Annotated in this window: 25 protein-coding genes; 8 read left to right on the forward strand and 17 right to left on the reverse strand. The window is 60.9% G+C overall.

What is annotated here, in order from left to right; translation table 11 throughout:
* Positions 1 to 23 precede the first annotated feature (23 nt).
* Genes IB249_RS19410 through IB249_RS19430 form a run of 5 tightly spaced genes read right to left on the reverse strand, consistent with a single transcriptional unit; the run spans position 24 to position 3,933 of the window.
* Complete coding sequence (locus IB249_RS19410; protein WP_192307318.1) at positions 24 to 659, reverse strand: SCO family protein; 636 nt, start codon at positions 657 to 659, stop codon at positions 24 to 26.
* On the reverse strand, positions 656 to 1,555 hold the full coding sequence (cyoE, locus tag IB249_RS19415; RefSeq protein WP_192307319.1) for a heme o synthase: 900 nt from the start codon (positions 1,553 to 1,555) through the stop codon (positions 656 to 658). Before cyoE ends, IB249_RS19410 begins: the two co-directional genes overlap by 4 nt.
* Positions 1,543 to 2,622 (reverse strand): COX15/CtaA family protein, encoded by a 1,080-nt coding sequence (locus tag IB249_RS19420; protein WP_192307320.1) that lies wholly within the window; start codon positions 2,620 to 2,622, stop codon positions 1,543 to 1,545. Before IB249_RS19420 ends, cyoE begins: the two co-directional genes overlap by 13 nt.
* Before the next feature lie 11 nt (positions 2,623 to 2,633).
* Positions 2,634 to 3,227: a hypothetical protein gene (locus IB249_RS19425; protein WP_192307321.1), complete on the reverse strand. Its 594-nt coding sequence runs from the start codon at positions 3,225 to 3,227 to the stop codon at positions 2,634 to 2,636.
* Complete coding sequence (locus IB249_RS19430; protein ID WP_192307322.1) at positions 3,193 to 3,933, reverse strand: SURF1 family protein; 741 nt, start codon at positions 3,931 to 3,933, stop codon at positions 3,193 to 3,195. The genes IB249_RS19425 and IB249_RS19430 overlap by 35 nt, the downstream gene beginning before the upstream one ends.
* 70 nt (positions 3,934 to 4,003) lie before the next feature.
* Between IB249_RS19430 and IB249_RS19435 the strand changes: the two genes are divergently transcribed.
* A complete protein-coding gene (locus IB249_RS19435) occupies positions 4,004 to 4,207 on the forward strand; it encodes a twin transmembrane helix small protein (protein ID WP_150765453.1) in 204 nt (67 codons plus the stop codon).
* Positions 4,208 to 4,213: 6 nt separating this feature from the next.
* On the opposite strand, the gene IB249_RS19440 is transcribed toward IB249_RS19435, so the two are convergent.
* The 4 genes from IB249_RS19440 to coxB form a co-directional block, all read right to left on the reverse strand.
* Positions 4,214 to 5,101: a cytochrome c oxidase subunit 3 gene (locus IB249_RS19440; RefSeq protein ID WP_192307323.1), complete on the reverse strand. Its 888-nt coding sequence runs from the start codon at positions 5,099 to 5,101 to the stop codon at positions 4,214 to 4,216.
* 25 nt (positions 5,102 to 5,126) lie between these two features.
* Positions 5,127 to 5,678: a cytochrome c oxidase assembly protein gene (locus IB249_RS19445; protein WP_192307324.1), complete on the reverse strand. Its 552-nt coding sequence runs from the start codon at positions 5,676 to 5,678 to the stop codon at positions 5,127 to 5,129.
* Between the two features lie 123 nt (positions 5,679 to 5,801).
* The gene (gene ctaD, locus IB249_RS19450; RefSeq protein ID WP_192307325.1) at positions 5,802 to 7,388 is read right to left on the reverse strand and encodes a cytochrome c oxidase subunit I; all 1,587 of its coding nucleotides are present in this window, start codon (positions 7,386 to 7,388) and stop codon (positions 5,802 to 5,804) included.
* 82 nt (positions 7,389 to 7,470) lie between these two features.
* Entirely contained in the window at positions 7,471 to 8,598 is a 1,128-nt protein-coding gene (gene coxB / locus IB249_RS19455; RefSeq protein ID WP_192307326.1) for a cytochrome c oxidase subunit II, read from the reverse strand.
* A 371-nt stretch (positions 8,599 to 8,969) separates the two neighbouring features.
* Between coxB and IB249_RS19460 the strand changes: the two genes are divergently transcribed.
* Entirely contained in the window at positions 8,970 to 9,620 is a 651-nt protein-coding gene (locus IB249_RS19460) for a hypothetical protein (RefSeq protein ID WP_192307327.1), read from the forward strand.
* Positions 9,621 to 9,732: 112 nt separating this feature from the next.
* Here IB249_RS19460 and IB249_RS19465 read toward each other — a convergent pair whose 3' ends face one another.
* The 3 genes from IB249_RS19465 to IB249_RS19475 form a co-directional block, all read right to left on the reverse strand.
* On the reverse strand, positions 9,733 to 11,259 hold the full coding sequence (locus IB249_RS19465) for a SulP family inorganic anion transporter (protein WP_192307328.1): 1,527 nt from the start codon (positions 11,257 to 11,259) through the stop codon (positions 9,733 to 9,735).
* A 90-nt stretch (positions 11,260 to 11,349) separates the two neighbouring features.
* Complete coding sequence (locus tag IB249_RS19470) at positions 11,350 to 12,081, reverse strand: carbonic anhydrase (protein WP_192307329.1); 732 nt, start codon at positions 12,079 to 12,081, stop codon at positions 11,350 to 11,352.
* A 242-nt stretch (positions 12,082 to 12,323) separates the two neighbouring features.
* Positions 12,324 to 13,382: a PA0069 family radical SAM protein gene (locus tag IB249_RS19475; RefSeq protein ID WP_192307330.1), complete on the reverse strand. Its 1,059-nt coding sequence runs from the start codon at positions 13,380 to 13,382 to the stop codon at positions 12,324 to 12,326.
* A 229-nt stretch (positions 13,383 to 13,611) separates the two neighbouring features.
* Between IB249_RS19475 and IB249_RS19480 the strand changes: the two genes are divergently transcribed.
* The gene (locus IB249_RS19480; RefSeq protein WP_192307331.1) at positions 13,612 to 13,917 is read left to right on the forward strand and encodes a hypothetical protein; all 306 of its coding nucleotides are present in this window, start codon (positions 13,612 to 13,614) and stop codon (positions 13,915 to 13,917) included.
* A gap of 171 nt (positions 13,918 to 14,088) precedes the next feature.
* Positions 14,089 to 14,730 carry a dual specificity protein phosphatase family protein gene (locus IB249_RS19485; protein ID WP_192307332.1) on the forward strand — a complete coding sequence of 214 codons (642 nt, stop codon included), beginning with the start codon at positions 14,089 to 14,091 and terminating at the stop codon, positions 14,728 to 14,730.
* Between the two features lie 45 nt (positions 14,731 to 14,775).
* Here the strand turns inward: IB249_RS19485 and IB249_RS19490 are convergent, their stop codons facing one another.
* Together IB249_RS19490 and prlC are read right to left on the reverse strand one after the other, a co-directional pair.
* Positions 14,776 to 15,063, reverse strand: coding sequence for a YheV family putative zinc ribbon protein (locus tag IB249_RS19490; protein WP_192307333.1), 288 nt, complete (start codon positions 15,061 to 15,063; stop codon positions 14,776 to 14,778).
* Positions 15,060 to 17,138 (reverse strand): oligopeptidase A, encoded by a 2,079-nt coding sequence (gene prlC / locus IB249_RS19495; protein WP_192307334.1) that lies wholly within the window; start codon positions 17,136 to 17,138, stop codon positions 15,060 to 15,062. Before prlC ends, IB249_RS19490 begins: the two co-directional genes overlap by 4 nt.
* 62 nt (positions 17,139 to 17,200) lie before the next feature.
* On the opposite strand from prlC, the gene IB249_RS19500 reads away from it, so the two are divergent.
* Positions 17,201 to 17,746 (forward strand): gamma carbonic anhydrase family protein, encoded by a 546-nt coding sequence (locus tag IB249_RS19500; protein ID WP_192307335.1) that lies wholly within the window; start codon positions 17,201 to 17,203, stop codon positions 17,744 to 17,746.
* 27 nt (positions 17,747 to 17,773) lie between these two features.
* The gene (locus IB249_RS19505; protein WP_192307336.1) at positions 17,774 to 18,424 is read left to right on the forward strand and encodes an HAD family hydrolase; all 651 of its coding nucleotides are present in this window, start codon (positions 17,774 to 17,776) and stop codon (positions 18,422 to 18,424) included.
* A 79-nt stretch (positions 18,425 to 18,503) separates the two neighbouring features.
* Here the strand turns inward: IB249_RS19505 and IB249_RS19510 are convergent, their stop codons facing one another.
* Positions 18,504 to 19,595 carry an aminopeptidase gene (locus tag IB249_RS19510; RefSeq protein WP_192307337.1) on the reverse strand — a complete coding sequence of 364 codons (1,092 nt, stop codon included), beginning with the start codon at positions 19,593 to 19,595 and terminating at the stop codon, positions 18,504 to 18,506.
* A 60-nt stretch (positions 19,596 to 19,655) separates the two neighbouring features.
* Between IB249_RS19510 and IB249_RS19515 the strand changes: the two genes are divergently transcribed.
* The gene (locus tag IB249_RS19515) at positions 19,656 to 20,078 is read left to right on the forward strand and encodes a hypothetical protein (RefSeq protein ID WP_192307338.1); all 423 of its coding nucleotides are present in this window, start codon (positions 19,656 to 19,658) and stop codon (positions 20,076 to 20,078) included.
* 40 nt (positions 20,079 to 20,118) lie between these two features.
* Positions 20,119 to 20,538 carry a hypothetical protein gene (locus IB249_RS19520; RefSeq protein ID WP_192307339.1) on the forward strand — a complete coding sequence of 140 codons (420 nt, stop codon included), beginning with the start codon at positions 20,119 to 20,121 and terminating at the stop codon, positions 20,536 to 20,538.
* Positions 20,539 to 20,544: 6 nt separating this feature from the next.
* Here IB249_RS19520 and IB249_RS19525 read toward each other — a convergent pair whose 3' ends face one another.
* The gene (locus tag IB249_RS19525; protein ID WP_192307340.1) at positions 20,545 to 20,784 is read right to left on the reverse strand and encodes a DUF1161 domain-containing protein; all 240 of its coding nucleotides are present in this window, start codon (positions 20,782 to 20,784) and stop codon (positions 20,545 to 20,547) included.
* A gap of 131 nt (positions 20,785 to 20,915) precedes the next feature.
* A complete protein-coding gene (locus IB249_RS19530) occupies positions 20,916 to 21,347 on the reverse strand; it encodes an OsmC family protein (RefSeq protein WP_192307341.1) in 432 nt (143 codons plus the stop codon).
* Positions 21,348 to 21,555: the final 208 nt, after the last annotated feature.

Here is a 21,555-nt window from a genome sequence, read left to right on the forward strand (position 1 = left end):
GCCTCCCTTTTTTGTGCCTGAAACTATTTCCGCTTGAGCATGACCGGCAACTGCGCCACCAGCTTCACGTTGTTCAACGGTGCGCGGATGAACCCGCGTTGCTTGCCATCCGGTCCGATCACCGCCAGATTGCCGCTGTGATCCACCGTGTAGTTGGGCTTGCTGGTGTCGGCCGGAATGAACGGGATGCTCACGGCATTGGCCAGTTTCTGAATGTCGTCCACCGAGGCCGGGGTCAGGCCCCGGAACTGTGGGTCGAAGTAGCCCAGGTACTGCTTGAGTTGCTTGGGCGTGTCGCGGTTCGGATCGACGCTCACCAGGATGATCTGCAGGTTATCCACAGCCTCCTTCGGCAGCTCGCTCTTGATCTGGCGCAGTTGGGCGAGGGTGGTCGGACAGATGTCCGGGCAGAAGGTGTAACCCAGGAACAGCAGCGACCACTTGCCTTCGAGCTCGTTGACCGCCACCGGTTGACCGTCCTGGTCGGTCATCGTCACGTTTGGCAGCGTACGGCTCTGCGGCAACAGAATGATCCCGGCGTCGATCAATGCAGTGGGATCACCCTGGCCCTTGCCGGACAGCACTTTGTTGATGGTCAGGCCCAGAACCAGCGCGATCAGGGCGACGAGGATGAAGACGGTTTTCTGAGTTCGAGTCATAGGTTCAACAATAAGTAGTGGTCCACGAGCAACGCGATGAACAGCAGGAACAAGTAGTAGATAGAGTACTTGAAGGTATTGATCGCCGCGTGCGGTCGAGTGCCACGGTACAGCACGACGGCCCATTGCAGAAACCTCGCGCCCAGGCCCAGCGCACAAATCAGGTAGAGCAGGCCGCTCATGTGGATCACGTAGGGCATCAGGCTGACCGCCAGCAACGCGAAGGTGTAGAGCAGGATATGAATCTTGGTGTAGTGCTCGCCGTGGGTGACCGGCAACATCGGGATGTCGGCCTTGGCGTATTCTTCCTTGCGGTGAATGGCCAGCGCCCAGAAGTGCGGCGGGGTCCAGGCGAAGATGATCAGCACCAGCAGCAGCGGTTCGGCACTGATGTGACCAGTGGCGGCGGTCCAGCCCAGCAGCGGCGGGGCGGCACCGGCCAGGCCGCCGATGACGATGTTCTGCGGTGTCGCGCGCTTGAGAAAGCCGGTGTAGATCACGGCGTAGCCGAGCAGGGAGGCGAGGGTCAGCCAGGCGGTGAGCGGGTTGGTAAAGGCCAGTAGCAGCGCCTGGCCCAGCAGCGCCAACACCAGTGCGAAGGTCAGCGCCGCGGTCGGTGAAACCCGGCCTTCGGCCAGGGGGCGTTTGTGGGTGCGGGCCATCACCGCGTCGATCCGCCGGTCCACCACATGGTTGACCGCCGCCGCCCCGCCGGCGCACAGGGCGATCCCCAGATTGCCGAACACCAGCACCGTCCATGGCACCCCGGCGCGGGTCGCGAGAAACATGCCGACCAGCGATGTGATGAGCATCAGCACCACCACTTTCGGCTTGGTCAGCTCCAGATAATCACGCCAGATCGCCTGGCTGTGCCGTGTACCGGTCAGAGTCGCCATGGCATCTCTCCTTTTATTGTGATGGGCCCGACCGACTGTTTGCGCGGGCTGAACCGCCAGCGCCCGAGCGACGGCTGCTTGACCCGAACCAGGCTGGTTCGTGCGTGATAGTTGACCAGCACCAGGGTCAGCAACAACGCTGCGCCGCCGGCGTTGTGGGCGACGGCCACCGGCAACGGCAGGTGAAACAGCACGTTACTGATGCCGAGGGTGATTTGTGCGCCCAGCGCGATCAGCACCAGAGCGGCCAGTCGCGTCATGCCGACGGCTTTCAATTGCCACGCCAGGCCCAGCAATACCAGGGTGACCAGCAAGGCGCCGATGCGGTGAGTCAGGTGAATCGCGGTGCGGGCCTCGCTGTCCAGTTGCCCGCCGAGGTAATTGGGGCCGATGTGCTGGGTCAGGTGAAAGCCATTGGCGAAGTCCGCCGGCGGCAACCATTGACCGTGGCAGGTCGGGAAGTCGATGCACGCCACGGCGGCATAGTTGGAACTGACCCAACCTCCGAGGGCGATTTGCAGGATCACCAGCAATAACCCGGCGGTCGCCCAATACTGCAGGCGCCGGGGCACGGTCAGCGCCGGCAGCACACCGGACAGGCGCAAGGTCAGCAGGAACAACAGGCTCAATGTCGCGAATCCTCCGAGCAAATGCCCGGTGACCACTTGCGGCCACAGCTTGAGTGTCACCGTCCACATGCCGAAGGCCGCCTGGGCGATGACCACCGCCAGCAGAAACAGCGGCAGCTTCACCGGTTGTCCCGGGTGACGTCGATGCACCCAGGCTCGCCCGGCCAGTACCGAGATCAGCAAGCCCAGCGTGCCGGCGAAGTAGCGGTGGACCATCTCGTTCCAGCCCTTGTGCGCTTCGACGGGCGAATCGGGAAAACGCAGCTCGGCATGGGCCAGCTGAGCCTCGCTTTTCGGCACGCTGATGAAGCCGTAGCAGCCGGGCCAGTCCGGGCAGCCGAGACCGGCGTGCGTCAGGCGGGTGTAGGCGCCGAGCAGCACGACGATCAACGCCAGCAGGGTGGCAAACAGCGCGAGGCGAAATCCAGGTTTGGCCATGACGATGCCCTTTATCCGATGTTCGACAGTTTCAGCAGGTGCCGCAGGTCATTGAGCAGGTCCTTGCCCTTCACCGCCGGGTCGTAGCGCAGCACCAGATTGCCGTGGGGGTCGATGATCCACAGCTGCGGCAGCGTCGACTCGCCGGTCGTCTTGCTGAACAGGGTCAGGTCCATGGAGTAGCGTTGCAGTTGCGGGTACTCGCGGGTCAGCTTGGCGTCGTAGTCGCTGGCCAACGGTTGCGCGGTGGCCAATGCATGGCTGGCGCGCGAGGCATCGCGGCCCAGACCGATCTGCACCTGCCGAGCCAGGTACACCAGTTGCTGGCAGTCCACGGAGCACGCCTTCGGTGCCGTCACCAGGATCTGCCAGCGGTCCTCCTGCGCCTGTACGCCGAGGTCGGCACGCGTCTGGCCGTTGCCAATCAATTCGCCGTGGTAGCTGCGGCCCTCGGGCACCCAGAACTGCAATTTGTACATGCCGGTGGCAAGGATCATCGGGCCGATCACCCCAAGCAGGATCAGCAGCAACTGCACGCGCCCCTTGCGCCGGTTTACCGGGGCTTTCGCCTCAGACATGCTGGGTGGATTCATGGCCGCTCCCATGGTGTTTCTCCTTTGCGTTGTGCCAGCCGAGGTAAATGAAGAGGCCGAGCAGGGCGATCGCCATGGCGAACCATTGCACGGCGTAGGCGATGTGTTTTTCCGGGCCCAGGGCGACCACCGGCCAATCGGCCCGGTACGAGGCAGGACCGCTTTCTTCGCGTAATTCGTAGGCGAAGCCTTCACGATCCAGCGTGGTCCACAGCTTCGCCGGGTCGACGACGGTCACCAGTTCGGGCCAGGTTGTGGCGTTCGGATCGGCCTGTAACTGAAAGGTCTCGCCGGGCGGAACGTAGACCCAGGCATCGAGACTCAGCACCTGGGACGGCGTGGTGAATTGTGGCGGCGTGCGCCGGTCGGGCCAGGGCAGCCAGCCGCGATTGACCAACAGCCACAGTCCGGTGGTCTGATCCTGAAACGGTTGCAGCAACTCCACGCCGACCTTGCCATCGCGCTGGCGGTTATCCAGCAGCAGGCTGTGGGCGGCATCGAACTGGCCATGCAGGCGCACGCGGCGAAAGGCCGGGTCTTGAGTGTGCTGCAGCTCGGTGCTGGACATCGGCTCGGCGGCCCGCCGCTCAGCGTAAGTGTTGAGCAGCGCCGTCTTTTCCGCGCCCCGGCCCAGTTGCCAGAAACCCAGCGACACCAACAGGGGCAGCAGGAGTGCAACCACCAATGTCGGCACGACACCCGGCCGGAAGCGTTTCATGGCGCCGCCAGAAGTTCGCTGGTCGCGATAGCTATACTCAACTGCATCGCCTTCCCCCCGGAGATTCCCCATGCTCAAGGCAGCTATCGTCCTGATGCTGATTGCCACGGTTGTCAGCCTGTTCAGCGGCCTGTTTTTTCTGGTCAAGGACGACAGCAGCTCGAACCGCCTCGTCATCGCCTTGAGTGTTCGTGTGGCCCTGGCCGCCATTACCGTCGGCTTGATCGCCTGGGGTTTTTTCAGCGGCCAGTTGGTGTCGCACGTGTCCTGGTAAGGCGGTTCACAACACGTAGACGAAAACGAACAAGCCGATCCACACCACGTCCACGAAGTGCCAATACCAACTGGCCGCCTCGAAACCGAACTGATGGTCGTTGTCGAAATGCCCGCGCATGATCCGCATCAGCATCACGAACAGGATGATGGTGCCGATGGTCACGTGTGCGCCGTGGAACCCGGTGAGCATGAAGAACGTCGCACCGTAGATGCCCGAGCCCAGGGTCAGGCCCAGTTCGTGGTAGGCGTGCAGGTATTCTTCCGCCTGGAAGCCAAGGAACGCACAGCCCAGCAGCACGGTGATCGCCAGCCACAGTTTCAGCGCGCCGCGATGGCCCTTTTTCAGCGCGTGGTGGGCGATGGTCACGGTGACGCTGGAGCTGACCAGCAGCACCGTGTTGAGCAGCGGCAGACCCCACGGACTGATGACGTCCTTGGGCGGCGGGAAGAGTTTGGAGTCGGGGTTGTTCAGCAATGGCCAGGTGAACTCGAAGCCGGGCCACAACATATGGGCAAGGCCCTTGCTGCCTTCACCGCCCAGGGCGGGGCCTGACACATGGCGCACGTAGAACAGCGCACCGAAGAACGCGATGAAGAACATCACTTCGGAGAAAATGAACCAGCTCATTCCCCAGCGGAACGAACGATCCATCTGCGCACTGTACAGCCCGGCGCGACCCTCCTTGACCACCGTTCCGAACCAGCCGAACAGCATGTAGGCCAGCAACAGGCCGCCGACGAAAAAAACCAGCGGGCCGTGGGATTCCGGGCGCGCGGCTTTCAGATCGTTGAACCAGGTCGCCAGGCCATACACGGTGACGAACATGCCGACCGTGGCAATGATCGGCCACTTGCTCTGGGCCGGTACGTAATAGTGCTCATGAGTTGCCATTTATTGTTCTCCTTATCGGGCACGCTCAACCGCCAGTATTTGCAGCCACCGGTGGATGTCGGGCGGTGATATCGAACAGCGTGTAGGACAGCGTCAGGTGCTTCACATCCTTGGGCATGTCACGGTCAACGATGAAACGTACCGGCATCTCGATCCGTTGACCGGGCTGCAGCACTTGCTGGGTAAAGCAGAAACATTCGGTCTTGTGGAAGTACGCCGCCGCGGCGCTGGGGGCAATGCTTGGCACGGCCTGGGCACTCATCGGGCGGTCGGTGGGGTTGTGCGCGATAAACACCATCTCGTTCACCGCCCCGGGGTTGGTCGTCAGCTCATCCTTGGTGGGAAAGAAATCCCAGGGCATGTCCGCAGAGTTGGTCGACAGAAACTGCACGCGCACCTGCCGCGAGGCGTCGACGATCTGCTCACCCTCATACTGCCCGGCGGTCTTGCCATTGATGCCGAACACCTTGCACATCACGTCGTAGATCGGCACCAGGGCAAACCCGAAGACAAACATCGCCACCACCACCAGCAACAGGCGCGTGACCAGCTTTTTCATCGAAATCGAGTCAGCCATGGTCCTTTCCTGTGGAAGCGAGCCTGCTCGCGATGGACGTGAACGAAAACGCACCCGGCCTGGATGAATGCACTGCGGCGGCATTCATCGCGAGCAGGCTCGCTCCCACGAAAGACAGCGTGTTCATTTCACTTCCGGCGGCGTGGTGAAGGTGTGATACGGCGCCGGAGACGGAATGTTCCACTCCAGGCCTTCGGCGCCATCCCAGGGTTTGGCCGGTGCTGGCGGGCCGCCGCGAATGGTCTTGATCACGATGAACAGGAAGAACAGCTGCGTGGTGCCGAACAGGAATGCACCGATCGACGACACCATGTTGAAGTCGGCGAATTGCAGGTTGTAGTCCGGAATCCGCCGTGGCATGCCGGCGAGGCCCACGAAGTGCATCGGGAAGAACGCCATGTTCATGCCGATGAACGAGAGCCAGAAGTGCAGCTTGCCGAGGGTTTCGTCGTACATGTGACCGGTCCACTTCGGTAGCCAGTAGTACGCGGAAGCGAAGATCCCGAAGATCGCTCCCGGCACCAGCACATAGTGGAAGTGCGCGACCACGAAGTAGGTGTCCTGGTATTGGAAGTCGGCGGGTGCGATCGCCAGCATCAGCCCGGAGAAGCCGCCGATGGAGAACAGGATCACGAACGCCACCGCGAACAGCATCGGTGTCTCGAAGGTCAGCGAGCCCTGCCACATGGTGCTGGCCCAATTGAACACCTTCACCCCGGTCGGCACGGCGATCAGCAGCGTGGCGTACATGAAGAACAGTTCGCCCACCAGCGGAATGCCCACCACGAACATGTGGTGCGCCCAGACGATGAATGACAGGAACGCGATGCTCGCCGTTGCATAGACCATCGAGGTGTAGCCGAACAGCGGTTTGCGCGAGAAGGTCGGAATGATCGAGCTGACGGCACCGAAGGCCGGCAGGATCATGATGTACACCTCGGGGTGCCCGAAGAACCAGAACACATGCTGGAACAGCACCGGATCACCGCCACCGGCGGCACTGAAGAAACTGGTGCCGAAGTGGATGTCCATCAGCATCATCGTCACGCACCCGGCCAGTACCGGCATTACGGCAATCAGCAGGAACGCGGTGATCAGCCAGGTCCAGACGAACAGCGGCATTTTCATCAGGGTCATGCCGGGGGCGCGCAGGTTGAGGATGGTGGCGATCACGTTGATCGCGCCCATGATCGAGCTGATCCCCATCAGGTGGATGGCGAAGATGAAGAAGGTCACGCTTTCGGGTGCATAGGTCGTCGACAGCGGTGCGTAGAAGGTCCAGCCGAAGTTCGGCCCGCCACCGGGCATGAACAGCGTCGAGACCAACAGCAGGAACGCCGCCGGCAGCAGCCAGAAACTGAAGTTGTTCATCCGCGGCAGGGCCATGTCCGGCGCGCCGATCATTAGCGGCACCATCCAGTTGGCGAGGCCGACGAAGGCCGGCATCACCGCGCCGAAGACCATCACCAGGCCGTGCATGGTGGTCATCTGGTTGAAGAATTCCGGCTGGACGATCTGCAGTCCCGGCTGGAACAGTTCGGCGCGAATCACCATGGCGAACGAACCGCCGAGCAGGAACATGGAAAAGGCGAACCACAGGTACAGGGTGCCGATGTCCTTGTGGTTGGTGGTCAGTACCCAGCGCATCAGGCCTTTGGCGGGGCCGTGGGCGTGGTCGGCATGACCATGGTCATCGATGACGGCGCTCATGGCTTGTCTCCTGCAAACGGTTGGGCTGGGCGGGCCGGGGCGCGTCGCCCCGACCGGTTGCTTACATGCGCAATAGACCGGGTCATTTGCTTTCCGCCTGTTTCAGCTCCAGTACTTCTTTGGGAGTGACCATGTCGCCCTTGTTATTGCCCCAGGCGTTACGTTCGTAGGTCACGACCGCCGCGATATCGACTTCCGACAGCTGCTTGCCGAACGCCGCCATCGCGGTGCCGGGCTTGCCGTGGTAGACGATGCTCAGGTGGGCGTCTTTCGGCCCGGTAGCGATTTTCGAGCCCTTGAGTGCCGGGAACATTGGCGGCAGGCCCTGGCCTTCGGCCTGGTGACAGGCCACGCAGGTGGTGTGGTAAACCTTGTCGCCGCGCTCCTTGAGCTCGTCGAGTGTCCATTCCTTGCTGGTCAGCTCCTTGAGTTGCGCCGCTTCGGCCTTGCGCTCGCCCAGCCATTTTTCGTAATCGGCCTTTTCCTTGACCTCGACCACGATCGGCATGAAGCCATGGTCCTTGCCGCACAGCTCGGCGCACTGCCCACGGTAGATGCCCGGCTTGTCGATGCGGGTCCAGGCTTCGTTGACGAAGCCCGGGATGGCATCGCGCTTGACGGCGAAGGCGGGCACCCACCAGGAGTGGATGACGTCGGCGGAGGTCACGAGGAAGCGCACCTTGGCGCCAATCGGCAGCACCAGCGGCTTGTCGACTTCCAGCAGGTAATGTTCGCCCTTGGCCTGCCGGTTGTGGATCTGCTCGGCGGGGGTGGCCAGGTTGCTGAAGAACTCGACGTCCTGGCCCAGGTATTTGTAGTGCCACTTCCATTGATAGCCGGTGACCTGGATATCGATATCCGGCTCACTGGCGTCGTACATCTTGATCAGAGTCGCCGTCGCGGGAACGGCCATTGCCACCAGGATCAGGAAGGGCACGATGGTCCAGAGGATTTCGACGGTGGTGCTTTCATGAAATTTTGCGGCCACCTGCCCGGTCGAGCGGCGGTGCAGGATCATCGACCAGAACATGGCGCCGAAGACGATGATGCCGATCACTACACAGATCCAGAAAATGGTCATGTGCAGGTCAAACACTGCGTGACTGATTTCAGTCGCTCCCGGCGCCATATTCACAGTCCAGGCGGCGTGCGCCGGGCTGAAAATCGACCACAACAGGAGGCCCATCCAGACATGTGGATGTCGCATCATTGCGGGTTCCCCTTATCGTTCTTGTTATCCCGCCGGCTTTCACCTGCGGCAAGGGAGCGGCTGCATCAGACTACGAACTTGAATCGCCGGGCCTTGCTGCGTGTGCAGTCGGGCGTCATCAGCTAACTCCATTCCAACCCGAGTATAGACAGCGACTGCCACCTCGCAATGTGAGGGCGTAAATGATCTGAAACAGCCGGGACTTGCGTTCAAGGTCCCGAATGGAGAAGGATGCGGACGAGTGGTGGCAAATGGTTATAACTTTGCCGTCTCAACGATGAAACAATTATGACAAATGCGTCTTAAGCGTTTTGGTGAGCCAGCTAAGTTATGTCTTCCCTATTTCATTGCCTTTGTTTCCTGGAGTTTTCATGAACACCGCCGCATTACGCGAGCAGATCCAAAAAGCCCAACAACACGAAGCCGCTACAGGCCTGCTGACCCGTCAGCTTGAAAGTAAACTGCCGCAACTGCATCCGACGATCCAATTGCCGGAGGTCGATGCCCATGGCGTGCTGACGCGTTTTGTCGCCGCCTATATCGACGAGGTGCCCGATCTGCTGGACGCAGCCAATGAAGTCGCCAGGGAGGCGGGTATCGAGTCGCAGATCAAGCCGGTGCTGAAAATCGCCGAACAATACTTCCTCCAGCCGCCGCAGATCATGGCGGGGCACGTCGGCCTGGACAGCCTGCTGGATGAAGCCTATCTGGCGCACCGGTTTGTCGAGGAGGTCAACGATCTGTACATCAAGCATTTTGGCCAGCCACTGATCCCCCTGGACATGACTGTCGCCAACCTGATTGCCCATCAATTGATCGGTGAGGCCTTCGCCAACCAGCTGGATGAAGTGGTGCACCACGCCGTGGACAACATGCTCGACGACGACAGCTTCGCCCTGGAGTCGGTGGAAGCCTACCGTGAAAAACTCAGCAGCCCGGATACGGGGGCTGCCTGGAAGCGCTGGCCGTGCATGTCCCGTCGCCTGGGCGTGGGCCTGGAGCTGGATCAAACCGTGGCGTAATGCCCTCCGCGAACCTGTGGGAGCGAACCTGCTCGCGAAGGCGGTGTGTCGGCCAACATCAACGTTGAATGACTGTCCGCCTTCGCAAGCAGACGCGCTCCCACAGTGCTGTCTAGGCGGCGGAACCGATGCCGGTGTTGGTTCTCAACCGTCCTTCAAGCCTGCGCTTCAACCCCCGCGACTCGATCAACAACCTCGACCCCTTGGCCGCGTTGGCTCGCCCCCATTCCTCAAGCAGTTCCAGGCACGCGTGATCGATGTAGCTCAGGTTATTGAGCGGCACATGCACGGTCGAGCCCGCCGGAATGGTCCCCAGTACCTGCGTCAGCGCGGGCACTTTGAGGAAGGTCGCCGCGCCGATCAGGCGCAGTTCCATTTCACCTTCTCCGGGCAGGTCGATCAGGCTGATCTTCAACCGCGAAGCCTTCAGCGCCAGTTTCACCAGGGTCAGGCCAAAGCCGATCAGCACGCCGGTCAGCAAGTCGGTGAAGATGATTGCCAGTGCGGTGGCGGCGTAGGTGAACATCGGCATCCGGCCATAACGGCCCAGGCCACGGAATACCTTGAGGTCTACCAGCTTGAAACCGGTGTACACCAGCACGCCTGCCAGGCTCGCCACCGGAATGCTCTGCAACAGGCTCGACAGCAGCAACACGAACGCCAGCAGCCACAAGCCGTGGAAGATCGTCGACAGGCGCGTTGACGCACCGGCCTGAACGTTGGCCGAACTGCGTACGATCACACCGGTCATCGGCAGCGCGCCGAGCAGGCCGCAGAGCATATTGCCCACGCCCTGGGCCGAGAGTTCCCGGTCGAAGTCCGAGCGCTGGCCGCTGTGCATGCGGTCCACCGCAGCCGCCGACAGCAGGGTTTCGGCGCTGGCGATGAAGGCGACGGCGAGGGCCGCGATCAACAGTGTCGGGTCGGCGAGGTTGAGCAAGTCCGCCGGCTTCAGCCAGTCGATGGCCTGCGCAAGGTTGGCCGGGACCTCCACCCGCTTGACCGGCAGGGCGAGTATCAGGCTGACGGTCGTGGCCAGCCCGACGCCGAGCAAGGCGCCGGGAATGAAGCGCAGGGCATGCGGGCGCCATTTCTCCCACAGCCACATCACCGCAATCGTCGACAGCCCGAGCAGGCCGGCCTGCCAACCCACGGACGGCAGCGCCTGAACCAGCGCCCCCGGGAACGCCGCCAGGTTATCCAGACCGGAAGCCTTGGGCGCCGCGTCGAGCATCACATGCACCTGTGACAGCACAATCAGCACGCCAATCCCGGCGAGCATGCCGTACACCACAGCTGGCGCCGTGACCCGGAACCAGCAGCCCAGCTTCAGGCGCCCGGCAACCAGTTGCAGAAAACCCGCCAGTAACAGGATTGGTCCGAGCATGGCGATGCCGTGCTGGCGTACCAGTTCGAACACCAGAACCGCCAGGCCGGCGGCCGGGCCACTCACTTGCAGGGGCGAGCCGGCGAGCCAACCCACGACCAGCCCGCCAATGATGCCGGTGATCAGGCCTTTGGCCGGTGGCAGCCCCGAGGCGATGGCGATGCCCATGCACAGGGGCAGGGCCACAAGGAACACAACCACGGACGCCAACAGCTCCCGTGGCAGAACAGCTTTGAGTTGCGCTGCACGCATGGTGGTTCTCCCGAAGTTTTCTTCAGGCGTGACGAGGCCGGACCGCTGAAACAGCGGCCGGCGTCAAGCCACACAGATTTTTAGGAGGGTTTAGAAGCGCGCTTTGGGCGTCGCCACCGGAATCGGTCGACTGCCGTCGAGCGGCAGGAAACGGCTCTGGTCCGCGTCGTAAGCTTTGATCTTGCTGGTTTCGATGTCGTAGACCCAGCCATGGATGAACAGCTGACCGTTCGCCATGCGCGAGGCTACCGAAGGATGGGTGCGCAAGTGTTGCAATTGAGCGATGACATTTTCCTCGGTGAGGACATGCATGGTCTCGCTTTCGTCGGTGCAGTTGCAGTTGTCGTGCACCATGGTTTTCGCGACTTCGGCGTGTTGCAGCCAGGCTTTGACCGTGGGCATCTTTTCCAGGCTGGCGGGATTGAGCACCGCACGCATGGCACCGCAATCGGAGTGGCCGCAGATGATGATGTGTTGCACGCCCAGTGCCAGCACCGCGTATTCGATGGCAGTGGAAACGCCGCCATTCATTTGCCCGTAAGGCGGAACGACGTTGCCGACGTTACGGGTGACGAACAGATCGCCCGGCGAGCTGTGGGTGATGAGCTCGGGAACGATGCGCGAGTCGGCGCAGGTAATGAACATCGCCCGTGGCTTTTGCGCCGTGGCGAGTTTCTTGAACAGTTCTTCCTGCTGTGGAAAAACCTCGTGATGAAAATGCAAAAAACCGTCAACGATATGTTGCAGCGCTGCATCGGCGGTCTCCGCCTCTTGTGGGGCTGAAGCCGACGCAGCCAACGGCTGTTTATCCTTGTCACTCATGAAGTCTTCCTCATTGGCGGATTCAGGGAATTTTCCCGTTTTGTCCGGTGTGAAGCCAGTGGCTGTTAAAAAAACGTCCGGGCGAGAGATCTCGACCCGTCAGTCACTCGATGAACAAGGTAGCCGGCGAAACTTAACTCAAACTGAATCAACCGCTCTGGACCGTATGTTACAGGGCACATAAAACGTGACCGGCGTGGTCCGTCACGGGTTCGCACTCATACACCATAGGTCAATTGTCCTCAAATCAGCGTCATCTGGCGACCCGGCGGACAAAAGGCAGCGCAATCCAGGTTGAAGCCCTCTCGGCGGTTGAGCCCCAGGCGCTTGATGGTTTTGGCAAATCGTTGCGCCAGCAGGTCGGCAAACGGACCTTCGCCACGCATCCGGCTACCAAACCGGCTGTCGTAGAGTTCACCGCCACGGCTCTGGCGGATCAGGCTCAGCACGTGGGCTGCCCGCTGGGGATAGTGGGCCGCCAACCATTCCTCGAACAGCGGCGCCACCTCCAGAGGCAGGCGCAACATCATGTACGCCGCACTTTGCGCCCCCGCTGCGTGTGCTTCGCTCAACAGGCTTTCGAGCTCGCAGTCATTGATCATCGGAATCATCGGTGAACACAGCACACCCACCGGAACCCCGGCCTCGCGCATGACGCGAATCGCCCGCAGGCGGGCCTTGGGGGCGGCTGCGCGGGGTTCGAGGATGCGTTTGAGTTCATCGTCCAGGGTGGTGAGGCTGATCATCACCGCCACCAGCCTTTGAGCGGCGAGTTCGGCGAGCAGGTCCAGGTCACGCAGGATCAGCGAGCCCTTGGTGATGATCGTCACCGGGTGGCGATAACGCAGCAGCACTTCCAGGGTTTGTCGGGTGATTCGGTGTTCACGCTCGATCGGCTGGTAAGGATCGGTGTTGGACCCCAGGTTGATCGGCGCGCATTGATAGCCGCGTTTGCCCAGTTGCTGTTCAAGCACGTCGGCGGCGTTGGTCTTGGCGATCAAGCGGGTTTCGAAATCCAGCCCCGGCGACATGTCCCAATAGGCGTGGCTGGGGCGCGCGTAACAGTAAATGCAGCCGTGCTCGCAGCCACGATAAGGATTGATCGAGCGATCAAAGGGCAGGTCTGGCGAGCTGTTGCGGGTGATGATGGTTTTAGCCGTTTCGATGCGCACTTCGGTGCCTTGGGTCACCGGGACTTCCTGGTACCAGCCATCGTCCTGCGCCACCGAGCGGTTGGGTGCAAAACGGTTATGCGGATTGGTGGCGGTACCGCGACCGCGCGGTGGCAAAGGCGTGTTCATCGGCGGGTTTCCTGTGCTGTATGTGCATACAGTATCCGAGGCAGTCCGTGCCGACCAGTGCCGTTGGGCGCACAAGCGCGTTTCAGTGTTTCATGTGCATCCTTAGTTGATAAGAAATGCATATTGCAATTCCGGGAAACATAAAGCGAATAGCAGGAAAGTTAACCTGATAAGTACTATTCGGCTCGCACGAAGTTTCGTGTTCTTACTTACTAAAAGGATTTGGTCAATGTCGTTCTTGAATCAGCGCGGTATATTTTTACAACTGCTTGCCCCCACGCTCGTCAACCCTCTGGAAGCACAGGTCGCGATGCAGCTTTCTCGCAAGGAATCCATCTGGGACCCGGTAACGGAAAAGGTGACAGAGACCCTGGTCGACTCCGTGCATATGATGGCGATCTCCGACGATGGCGGCCGCTCCTTCAGTATCAAGACGTTGAAGAGTGATGTCGACGGTGACGGCGATATCGATCATGACGACAAACAGAAGTTGTTGGCGCTGGCGGCGGCTTATTCGGCTATCGTCAGCCCGTAACGAGGTGGTGAAGGGGCCTGCATGAAGTTGATGCAGGCCTGTTTTTAATCAGGGCTGAATAGTTATCCAGACGCCATCGTGTTCACGATCCTTTGACAAAGGGCTCACGGTCCTTTGACCGTTCCTGCCCCAATCTGGCGTCGTCACCTTTCCACTGTACGGTCGCCGAGCATGTCTTTACGCCTCATCCCAGCGCTGAGCCTGTCGCTGGTCGCCTTGTTCAACCTGACGTTCGCCCACGCTGACGACACCGCCCTGTCCCGTCCTGCGGAGTGGGCTCAATCGGTCGAGGCCCAGTACAACCTTTTCCAGATGTCCCCGACCCTCTACCGCAGCGCGCTACCCGACGCTGGTGCCGTTACGTTGCTGGAAAAACTCAGGATTGCGACCGTGATCAACTTCCTGCCGGAGTCCGATTCAAACTGGCTGGCCAACCCCGGGATCGAACAGGTCCGACTGCCTTATCGCACCAATCACGTGGATGATGCGCAAGTCCTCAAGGCCCTGCGCGCCATTCAGGCTGCCGAGGCCAAGGGCCCGGTGCTGATGCATTGCAAACATGGTTCGGACCGTACCGGGCTGATCGCCGCCATGTACCGGGTGGTGGTGCAGGGTTGGAGCAAGGAAGACGCCCTGGGCGAGATGACTCAAGGGGGATTTGGTGACAACAGCCACTTCAAGGATGGCATCCGCTACATGATGCAGGCGGATGTGGACAAGTTGCGCACGGCGCTGGCCAACGGCGAGTGCAGCACGAGCCCGTTCGCCGCGTGCTCGATGAAGAACTGGTTCCAGTCCGCCCACGTCGAATAAGCAAGGCCTCCCACGGCATTGCGCGGTGGGAGGCGATGACAGCGGTCAGTGCTGTTCGTCAGGCTTTTTCTTCAGCTTCGGGTTCGGGAAAAACTGCACGGCCTGTACCTTGGCGTCCGCAACCTTCAGCGCCGAAACGTTGACCCGCGTACCCAGTTCCTTGGGCACCGACAGCCCTTGTTCATTCAAGGTGTCGGAATAGCCGCACGCCACGCATTCACGATGCGGGGTGTTGTCTTCGCTCCACATCATCAGTTTGTCGGGCTCGCTGCACGCCGGGCAGACCGCCCCGGCGATGAAGCGTTTTTTCGTTTTCACAGGCACCTCACTCATGCTGCTGCGTCCTCACTCAGGCCGCTGTGGCGCAAGAGTGCGTCAATCGACGGTGCACGGCCACGGAAGTCGACGAACAGCACCATCGGTTCCTGCGACCCGCCGCGTGCCAGGATCGCTTCGCGGAACGCGCGACCGGTCTCGGCGTTGAGCACACCGTCTTCCTCGAACCTGGAGAACGCGTCGGCCGACAGGACTTCGGCCCACTTGTAGCTGTAGTAGCCCGCAGCGTAACCGCCGGCAAAAATGTGGGCGAAACTGTTGGGGAAGCGGTTGTAGGCCGGTGGTCGCATGACGGAAACCTCGTCACGCACGCCTTCGAGCACTTGCAGCACGCTGCGGCCGTCGCCGTGGGTGGCATGCAGTTCGAAGTCGAACAGCGAGAACTCCAACTGGCGAACCATCATCAGGCCGGACTGGAAGTTCTTCGCCGCGAGCATCTTGCCGAGCAGGTCCTGCGGCAGCGGTTCGCCTGTCTCGTAGTGACCGGAAATCAGCGCCAGGCCTTCCGGCTCCCAGCACCAGTTTTCCATGAACTGGCTCGGCAGTTCGACCGCATCCCACGCCACGCCGTTGATGCCGGACACGCCCGCGTGTTCGACGCGGGTCAGCAGGTGATGCAAGCCGTGGCCGAATTCGTGGAACAGGGTGGTGACTTCATCATGGGTCAGCAGCGCCGGTTTACCGCTGTCGGCCGGAGTGAAGTTGCACACCAGGTTGGCCACCGGGCTCTGTAGCACGCCGCCGGCTGTGCGGCGACGGTCGCGGGCGCCGTCCATCCACGCACCGCCGCGCTTGTTGGCACGGGCGTAGAGGTCAAAGAAGAAGCGGCCGACATGCTGGCCGTTTTCCTTGATTTCAAACAGGCGAACATCCGGGTGCCAGGTATCGAATCCGGTCTGCTCGGCGATCTCGATGCCGTACAGGCGCTGGACGATGGCGAACAGGCCGCTGAGCACCTTGTCGATCGGGAAATAGGCGCGCAGGGCTTCCTGGGCGACGCTGTAACGTTGTTCGCGGAGCTTTTCGCCGTAAAAACCGCTGTCCCAGCTTTGCAGGTCCGGGCAGCCCTGTTCGGCAGCGTAGGCCCTGAGCTGTTGCAGATCCTGCGCCGCGAACGGTTTGCTGCGCTTGGCCAGGTCGCGCAGAAAGCTCAGGACCTGATCGCTGGATTCGGCCATCTTGGTGGCCAGGCTCAGCTCGGAGAAACTGGCGAAGCCCAGGAGCCTGGCCAGTTCCTGGCGCAGGTCGAGGATTTCTTCCATGACCGGGCCGTTGTCGTTCTGGCCGGCATTCGGGCCCTGGTCCGACGCGCGCGTGCAGTAGGCGGCGTAGACTTCTTCGCGCAGGGCGCGATCGTTGGCGTAGGTCATCACCGCGTAGTAGCTGGGGAATTCCAGGGTGATCAGGAAACCGTCCAGTCCCTTGGCCTGCGCCGCTGCTGCCATTTGTGCCTTGGCCGAGTCGGTCAGGCCGGCGAGGGCGGCCTCGTCGGTCACGTGTTTGGTCCAGGCTTGAGTCGCGTCAAGCAACTGGTTGGAGAAGCGGCTGCCCAGTTCCGAGAGCTTGCTCTGGACTTCTGCATAGCGCTTCTGCTCGGCTTCCGGCAGGTCGATACCCGACAGGCGGAAGTCACGCAGGGAATGTTCAAGGATGGTTTTTTGTGCCACGTCGAAACCGGCAGCTTCCGGGCTGTTGGCCAGGGCCTGGAAGGCTTCGAACAGCGCGCGGTTCTGGCCCAGTTCGGTGGAGTAGGCGCTCAGTGCCGGCAGGCAGGACTCGTAGGCTTCGCGCAGCTCGGCGCTGTTGCACACGGCGTTGAGGTGGCTGACCGGGCTCCACGCGGCACCCAGGCGATCGTTGAGTTCGTCCATCGCCAGCACCAGGCCGGCCCAGGTCGGGTGTTTGGCCTGGGTTTTGAGAATCTCGATAATCGCGGCGCGGTTGTCTGCCAGAATCTGTTCAATGGCCGGTTGCACGTGTTCGGCACGGATCGCCGAGAACGGCGGCAGGTCGTAGGACTGCAAAAGAGGGTTGTTCACGCTCACGGTTGGCACCTTGGCTGGAAGAAACATGCAGCCATCTTAATTACAATCGGCGTTCACCGCAGCTATCGGCAACAGAGAGAAACCCTATCGTGAACCTTCGCAAGTACCAGAACCACACGCCATTGCTCGGCAAAGGCGCTTTTGTCGATCGCTCGGCGGTGGTGATCGGCGATGTCGAAATCGGCGACGACAGCTCTGTCTGGCCGCTGACGGTGATTCGCGGCGACATGCACCGCATCCGCATCGGCGCCCGCACCAGCGTGCAGGACGGCTGCGTGTTGCACATCACCCACGCCGGCCCGTTCAACCCCGATGGTTTTCCATTGCTGATCGGCGACGATGTCACCATCGCCCATAAAGTCATGCTGCATGGCTGCACCGTGGGGAGCCGGGTGTTGATCGGCATGGGCAGCATTGTCATGGACGGTGCGGTGGTCGCCGACGATGTGATCATCGGCGCTGGCAGTCTCGTACCCCCGGGCAAGCGCCTGGACAGTGGGTTCCTGTATGTGGGCAGCCCGGTGAAACAGGTGCGGCCGTTGACGGAAAAGGAACAGGCGTTCTTCACCTACAGTGCGGCGAACTACGTGAAACTCAAGGATCTGCATCTGGCCGAAGGCTACGACCAGGTCTGAGCGCGACACTCTAATTCAGGATTCAACATGCATTACCAAACCGTTTTGTTCGACCTTGATGGCACCCTGACCGATCCCCGTGAAGGCATCACCCGCTCGATCCAGTTCGCCTTGGGCAAACTGGGCATTGACGAGCCTGACCTGAGCAAGCTGGAGCACTTCATCGGTCCGCCGTTGTTGCAGGCGTTCATGCAGTTCTACGACTTCGACGAGCCGAAGGCCTGGGAAGCGGTGAATTTCTATCGCGAACGCTTCAAGGTCACCGGCCTTTACGAGAACCGCGTGTTCGAGGGCGTCACGCCGCTGCTGGAAACCCTGGGTGGGCAAGGACGACAGTTGTTCATCGCGACGTCCAAACCGTGGGTTTTCGCCCGGGAAATTGCCCGGCATTTCGATTTCGCCAGGCATTTCAAAGTGATCTACGGCAGCGAACTGGACGGCACGCGAACCAACAAGGTCGAGCTCATTGCCCACCTAATGGCCGAAGAAGAGCTGGACCCGGCCAATACTCTGATGATCGGCGACCGCAAGCACGATCTGATTGGCGCGCGCAGCAACGGCTTGGATGCGGCTGCGGTGGGCTATGGGTTTGGCAGCCGCGAGGAGCTGAGCGCGGAAGCACCGGCCTACCATTTCGAAACGCTGGACGATTTGCACCAGGCTTTTTTGCGGCGCTAGCCGAAGCGCCTTCGCGGGCCAGCCTGCTCCACGCAGTAGTCAAGCACCGGGGCCGGGCTTGCCCGCGAAGAGACGTGGATCAGCCCGCGCCATTGCCGGGCCCTGCCAACCCTTTCAAAGCCGCCTTTCGCTCAGGAGCCGGCAACGCGCCGAGTTTTTCCACCGCGGCATAAAACGCCGGCCAGTCGCCTCGTTCCTGCTGGAACAGCGCCGCAAACGCCGGCACCCATTGGTCGTACAAACCGAACGGCAACAGCCGGGCGTTGTTCATCGGCGCGTTTATCCACGCGTCATAGCGCTTATCCCCAGCCCACTGGCTGTCTCGCAACGTGCGGTACCGGCTGCGTAGCCGTTCGAATTCCTGCGCCTTGCGCTGGCGCATCTGCTCGGTCGACAACGGCATGGCATAGAGCTGTTCAAGTCGCGAGCGGGTGTCCAGCACCAGCTGGATAAACTGGTCCCGCTGCTGCGCCGGGTTGCCGTTGTCCGGCGCCAGGCCGCGCCAGGCACGCCATTGCCGAGTGCCTTCCTGCTCGACAAACGTAGCGAAGGACTCGTTGAACTCGGTGTCGTCCTTCACATAGACACGCTGGTGAGCCAGCTCGTGGAAAATCAGGGTCGCCAGCCGTTCATCGCCCCAACCCATCATCGAACTGATAATCGGATCGTTGAACCAACCGAGCGTCGAATAGGCCTCGACGCCGCCGATCGACACGTCCATACCTTCCTCTCGCAGCAGCGCCGCCTGGCCGCGAGCGGCGCTCTGGGTGTAATAACCGCGATAGGCCACACACCCGGCGACCGGAAAACAATGGTTTTGCGGCGACAGGGAAAACTCCGGGGTGGCGAACACGTTCCAGACGACGAACGGTCGGCCAATGTCGGCGTACAACCGATAGCTCTGGTTGTCCGGCAAATGCAGCTGCTGGCTGGCGAAGGTCCGGGCCTTTTGTGACTGCGCCAGATGCGCGCGCAGTTCAGGGTCGCGAGATGGATCGGCAAGCACCTCGGAAACCGGTTCCCGGGCCCGCAGCAGCTGTAACTGACCGTTGGCCAATTGGCTGTAGTAGCTGACGCTGGCGCACCCACTGAGCAATAAAAGCAACGCACCCGGAAACAAAACGCGCAAAACGCGATCAAGTAACCCATGGCTTGGAAGCGGCCTGATCACAATAAAATCATCCCTGGAAAGTCTGCCCGCAAGACTATCCCGCCTGACTGGAGCTCCGCTATGCGCAAGATGATGCTGACGGGTAGCCTGTTGATGCTGACAGGTTGTGCAGGATTCGGCATACCTCACCACGACCCCTCTCAAGCGTGGATCGATCTCGAGTCGCCGCAGCAGGACACCGCGCTGCAGGCTTTGGAGGTCGATGACAAGGCGTCTACGGACAAACGCTATTTCGAGGTCCAGCCCGGCAGCCACGAGCTGACGGTGCGTTATCAGTTCGCGGTCGAGCCGGGCAACATCGGGCCGGACGCCGAGCCGCTGTGGCGCGATTGCCAGTTGAATGTGAAATTCAATGGTTTCAACGCCGGTGAGAAGTATCAGTTGCAGGCGGGGAACATCGGCTTTCGGCCATGGGCCAAGCTCTATGATCAACAGCGAAAAGTGATCGGTCAGGGCACGCCGGCGGGCTGCCAACGAACCTGATCGGCGCTATGCTGGATGTTCAATCCTCGGGGCATTCATCATGCGCAGGTTGTTGCTTTTGCTCGCCGCTGGCACCTTCGCCGGTTGCCAGAGTCCGTTACCGGCGGTCGATCCACAGATGGCCTGGGTCGACTTCGCGACGCCCACCCCTGGGGGCAAGTTGCTGATGGCCGAGCGCCTGGACAACCAGCGCCTGCGCGACGGGCGTTTTTTCCAGGTTAGCCCCGGCAGTCATGAGCTGAGGGTGCGTTTCGACTTTGAGGTATTTGGCGGTGGCGGCAGCTTGATGACCGGCCCCGTGGAGCGATTGTGCTACCTGACGATCCGGTTCGACCATTTCGAAGCCGGCCAGCGTTACCGGCTTGAAGCCCGTTCCCTGGCGTTCACCCCCAGCGCGCGGCTTTATAACGACAAGCGCGAGATCGTGGCCGAAGACCGGGAAGTCAATTGCATCATCTGAGGCCTGTCAGCGGTCGTTCTTCTGGTAAATGATGGCTTTGGTGCCGTTATCGCAGGTGCCGACAACCATGGCAATGTCATGCTTTTCGGCCTCTTGCTTCGAGACGATTTCCAGGGTGTAGGAGGGCACGGCATTCGCCTGGATCTTCACCTCGATTTCGTTCTTCAGTTCTTCGCAATCCTTGGGCGCCGCCAGTGCCGAAGTGGCCAGTGCAGTGCAGATAAACGCCAGGGCAAAACGTTTCATCGATGAAGCTCCTTTGAAGCAGCATGTTGCTGTCATTTATTCGACCATCATCGCGCCAGTCAGGTTTTGTTTCAGCGCAAAAAAATCGCAGCCTGTCGAAGGCTGCGATCACTGACTCCATCATTGCCGATCTAGCTGATCAATGTGGCGTCCAGGCTGATCTTGGCATTCAGCACTTTGGATACCGGGCAACCTTCCTTGGCCTTGGTGCTCAATTCCTCGAACTGCGCCTGGGTTGCTCCAGGGATTTTCGCCTTCAGGATCAATTTCACGGCAGTAATGGCGAAGCCGCCGTCCACCTGGTCCAGCACGACTTCGGCGTTGGTGTCGATGCTGTCAGCCTTGAGACCGGCATCGCCGAGAATCATCGACAAAGCCATGGAAAAGCAGCCCGCGTGGGCCGCGCCGATCAGCTCTTCCGGGTTGGTGCCTTTTCCACCTTCGAAACGGGCTTTGAAGCCGTAGGGCGCTTCCCTGAGAACGCCGGTTTCCGTGGAAATCGAACCGATGCCGGTTTTCAGATCACCTTCCCAATGGGCCGATGCTTTCTTGGTAATAGCCATGTCTGCCTCCTCAGAATCCGGCGCGAGGTGTCGCGCCTTCGTGGTTTTGCTTGCCAAGGTTCTGAGGATAGACGGTGATGCAAAGTTCACCTGATATTAATTCCTACTGTTTGAGTAGGAAATTTCGTCATCACTCTTGAAACTCGGGTATATGCCCTCATTGCATGAAACACGCTTATGAATTCGGCAGGTTTCCGTTCGTCAAAAA

This window comes from Pseudomonas sp. PDM04 (genome assembly GCF_014851765.1).
Taxonomy (GTDB): Bacteria; Pseudomonadota; Gammaproteobacteria; order Pseudomonadales; family Pseudomonadaceae; genus Aquipseudomonas.

Coding starts and splice junctions, on each gene's coding strand:
- IB249_RS19410 (WP_192307318.1), bottom strand. CDS start 659: ATGACTCGAACTCAGAAAACCGTCTTCATCCTCGTCGCCCTGATCGCG.
- IB249_RS19485 (WP_192307332.1), top strand. CDS start 14,089: ATGTCTTTACGCCTCATCCCAGCGCTGAGCCTGTCGCTGGTCGCCTTG.
- IB249_RS19460 (WP_192307327.1), top strand. CDS start 8,970: ATGAACACCGCCGCATTACGCGAGCAGATCCAAAAAGCCCAACAACAC.
- IB249_RS19520 (WP_192307339.1), top strand. CDS start 20,119: ATGCGCAGGTTGTTGCTTTTGCTCGCCGCTGGCACCTTCGCCGGTTGC.
- IB249_RS19430 (WP_192307322.1), bottom strand. CDS start 3,933: ATGAAACGCTTCCGGCCGGGTGTCGTGCCGACATTGGTGGTTGCACTC.
- IB249_RS19445 (WP_192307324.1), bottom strand. CDS start 5,678: ATGGCTGACTCGATTTCGATGAAAAAGCTGGTCACGCGCCTGTTGCTG.
- IB249_RS19515 (WP_192307338.1), top strand. CDS start 19,656: ATGCGCAAGATGATGCTGACGGGTAGCCTGTTGATGCTGACAGGTTGT.
- IB249_RS19480 (WP_192307331.1), top strand. CDS start 13,612: ATGTCGTTCTTGAATCAGCGCGGTATATTTTTACAACTGCTTGCCCCC.
- IB249_RS19530 (WP_192307341.1), bottom strand. CDS start 21,347: ATGGCTATTACCAAGAAAGCATCGGCCCATTGGGAAGGTGATCTGAAA.
- IB249_RS19465 (WP_192307328.1), bottom strand. CDS start 11,259: ATGCGTGCAGCGCAACTCAAAGCTGTTCTGCCACGGGAGCTGTTGGCG.
- prlC (WP_192307334.1), bottom strand. CDS start 17,138: ATGTTTCTTCCAGCCAAGGTGCCAACCGTGAGCGTGAACAACCCTCTT.
- IB249_RS19525 (WP_192307340.1), bottom strand. CDS start 20,784: ATGAAACGTTTTGCCCTGGCGTTTATCTGCACTGCACTGGCCACTTCG.
- IB249_RS19425 (WP_192307321.1), bottom strand. CDS start 3,227: ATGGGAGCGGCCATGAATCCACCCAGCATGTCTGAGGCGAAAGCCCCG.
- IB249_RS19475 (WP_192307330.1), bottom strand. CDS start 13,382: ATGAACACGCCTTTGCCACCGCGCGGTCGCGGTACCGCCACCAATCCG.
- IB249_RS19490 (WP_192307333.1), bottom strand. CDS start 15,063: ATGAGTGAGGTGCCTGTGAAAACGAAAAAACGCTTCATCGCCGGGGCG.
- IB249_RS19440 (WP_192307323.1), bottom strand. CDS start 5,101: ATGGCAACTCATGAGCACTATTACGTACCGGCCCAGAGCAAGTGGCCG.
- IB249_RS19435 (WP_150765453.1), top strand. CDS start 4,004: ATGCTCAAGGCAGCTATCGTCCTGATGCTGATTGCCACGGTTGTCAGC.
- coxB (WP_192307326.1), bottom strand. CDS start 8,598: ATGATGCGACATCCACATGTCTGGATGGGCCTCCTGTTGTGGTCGATT.
- IB249_RS19505 (WP_192307336.1), top strand. CDS start 17,774: ATGCATTACCAAACCGTTTTGTTCGACCTTGATGGCACCCTGACCGAT.
- ctaD (WP_192307325.1), bottom strand. CDS start 7,388: ATGAGCGCCGTCATCGATGACCATGGTCATGCCGACCACGCCCACGGC.
- cyoE (WP_192307319.1), bottom strand. CDS start 1,555: ATGGCGACTCTGACCGGTACACGGCACAGCCAGGCGATCTGGCGTGAT.
- IB249_RS19470 (WP_192307329.1), bottom strand. CDS start 12,081: ATGAGTGACAAGGATAAACAGCCGTTGGCTGCGTCGGCTTCAGCCCCA.
- IB249_RS19420 (WP_192307320.1), bottom strand. CDS start 2,622: ATGGCCAAACCTGGATTTCGCCTCGCGCTGTTTGCCACCCTGCTGGCG.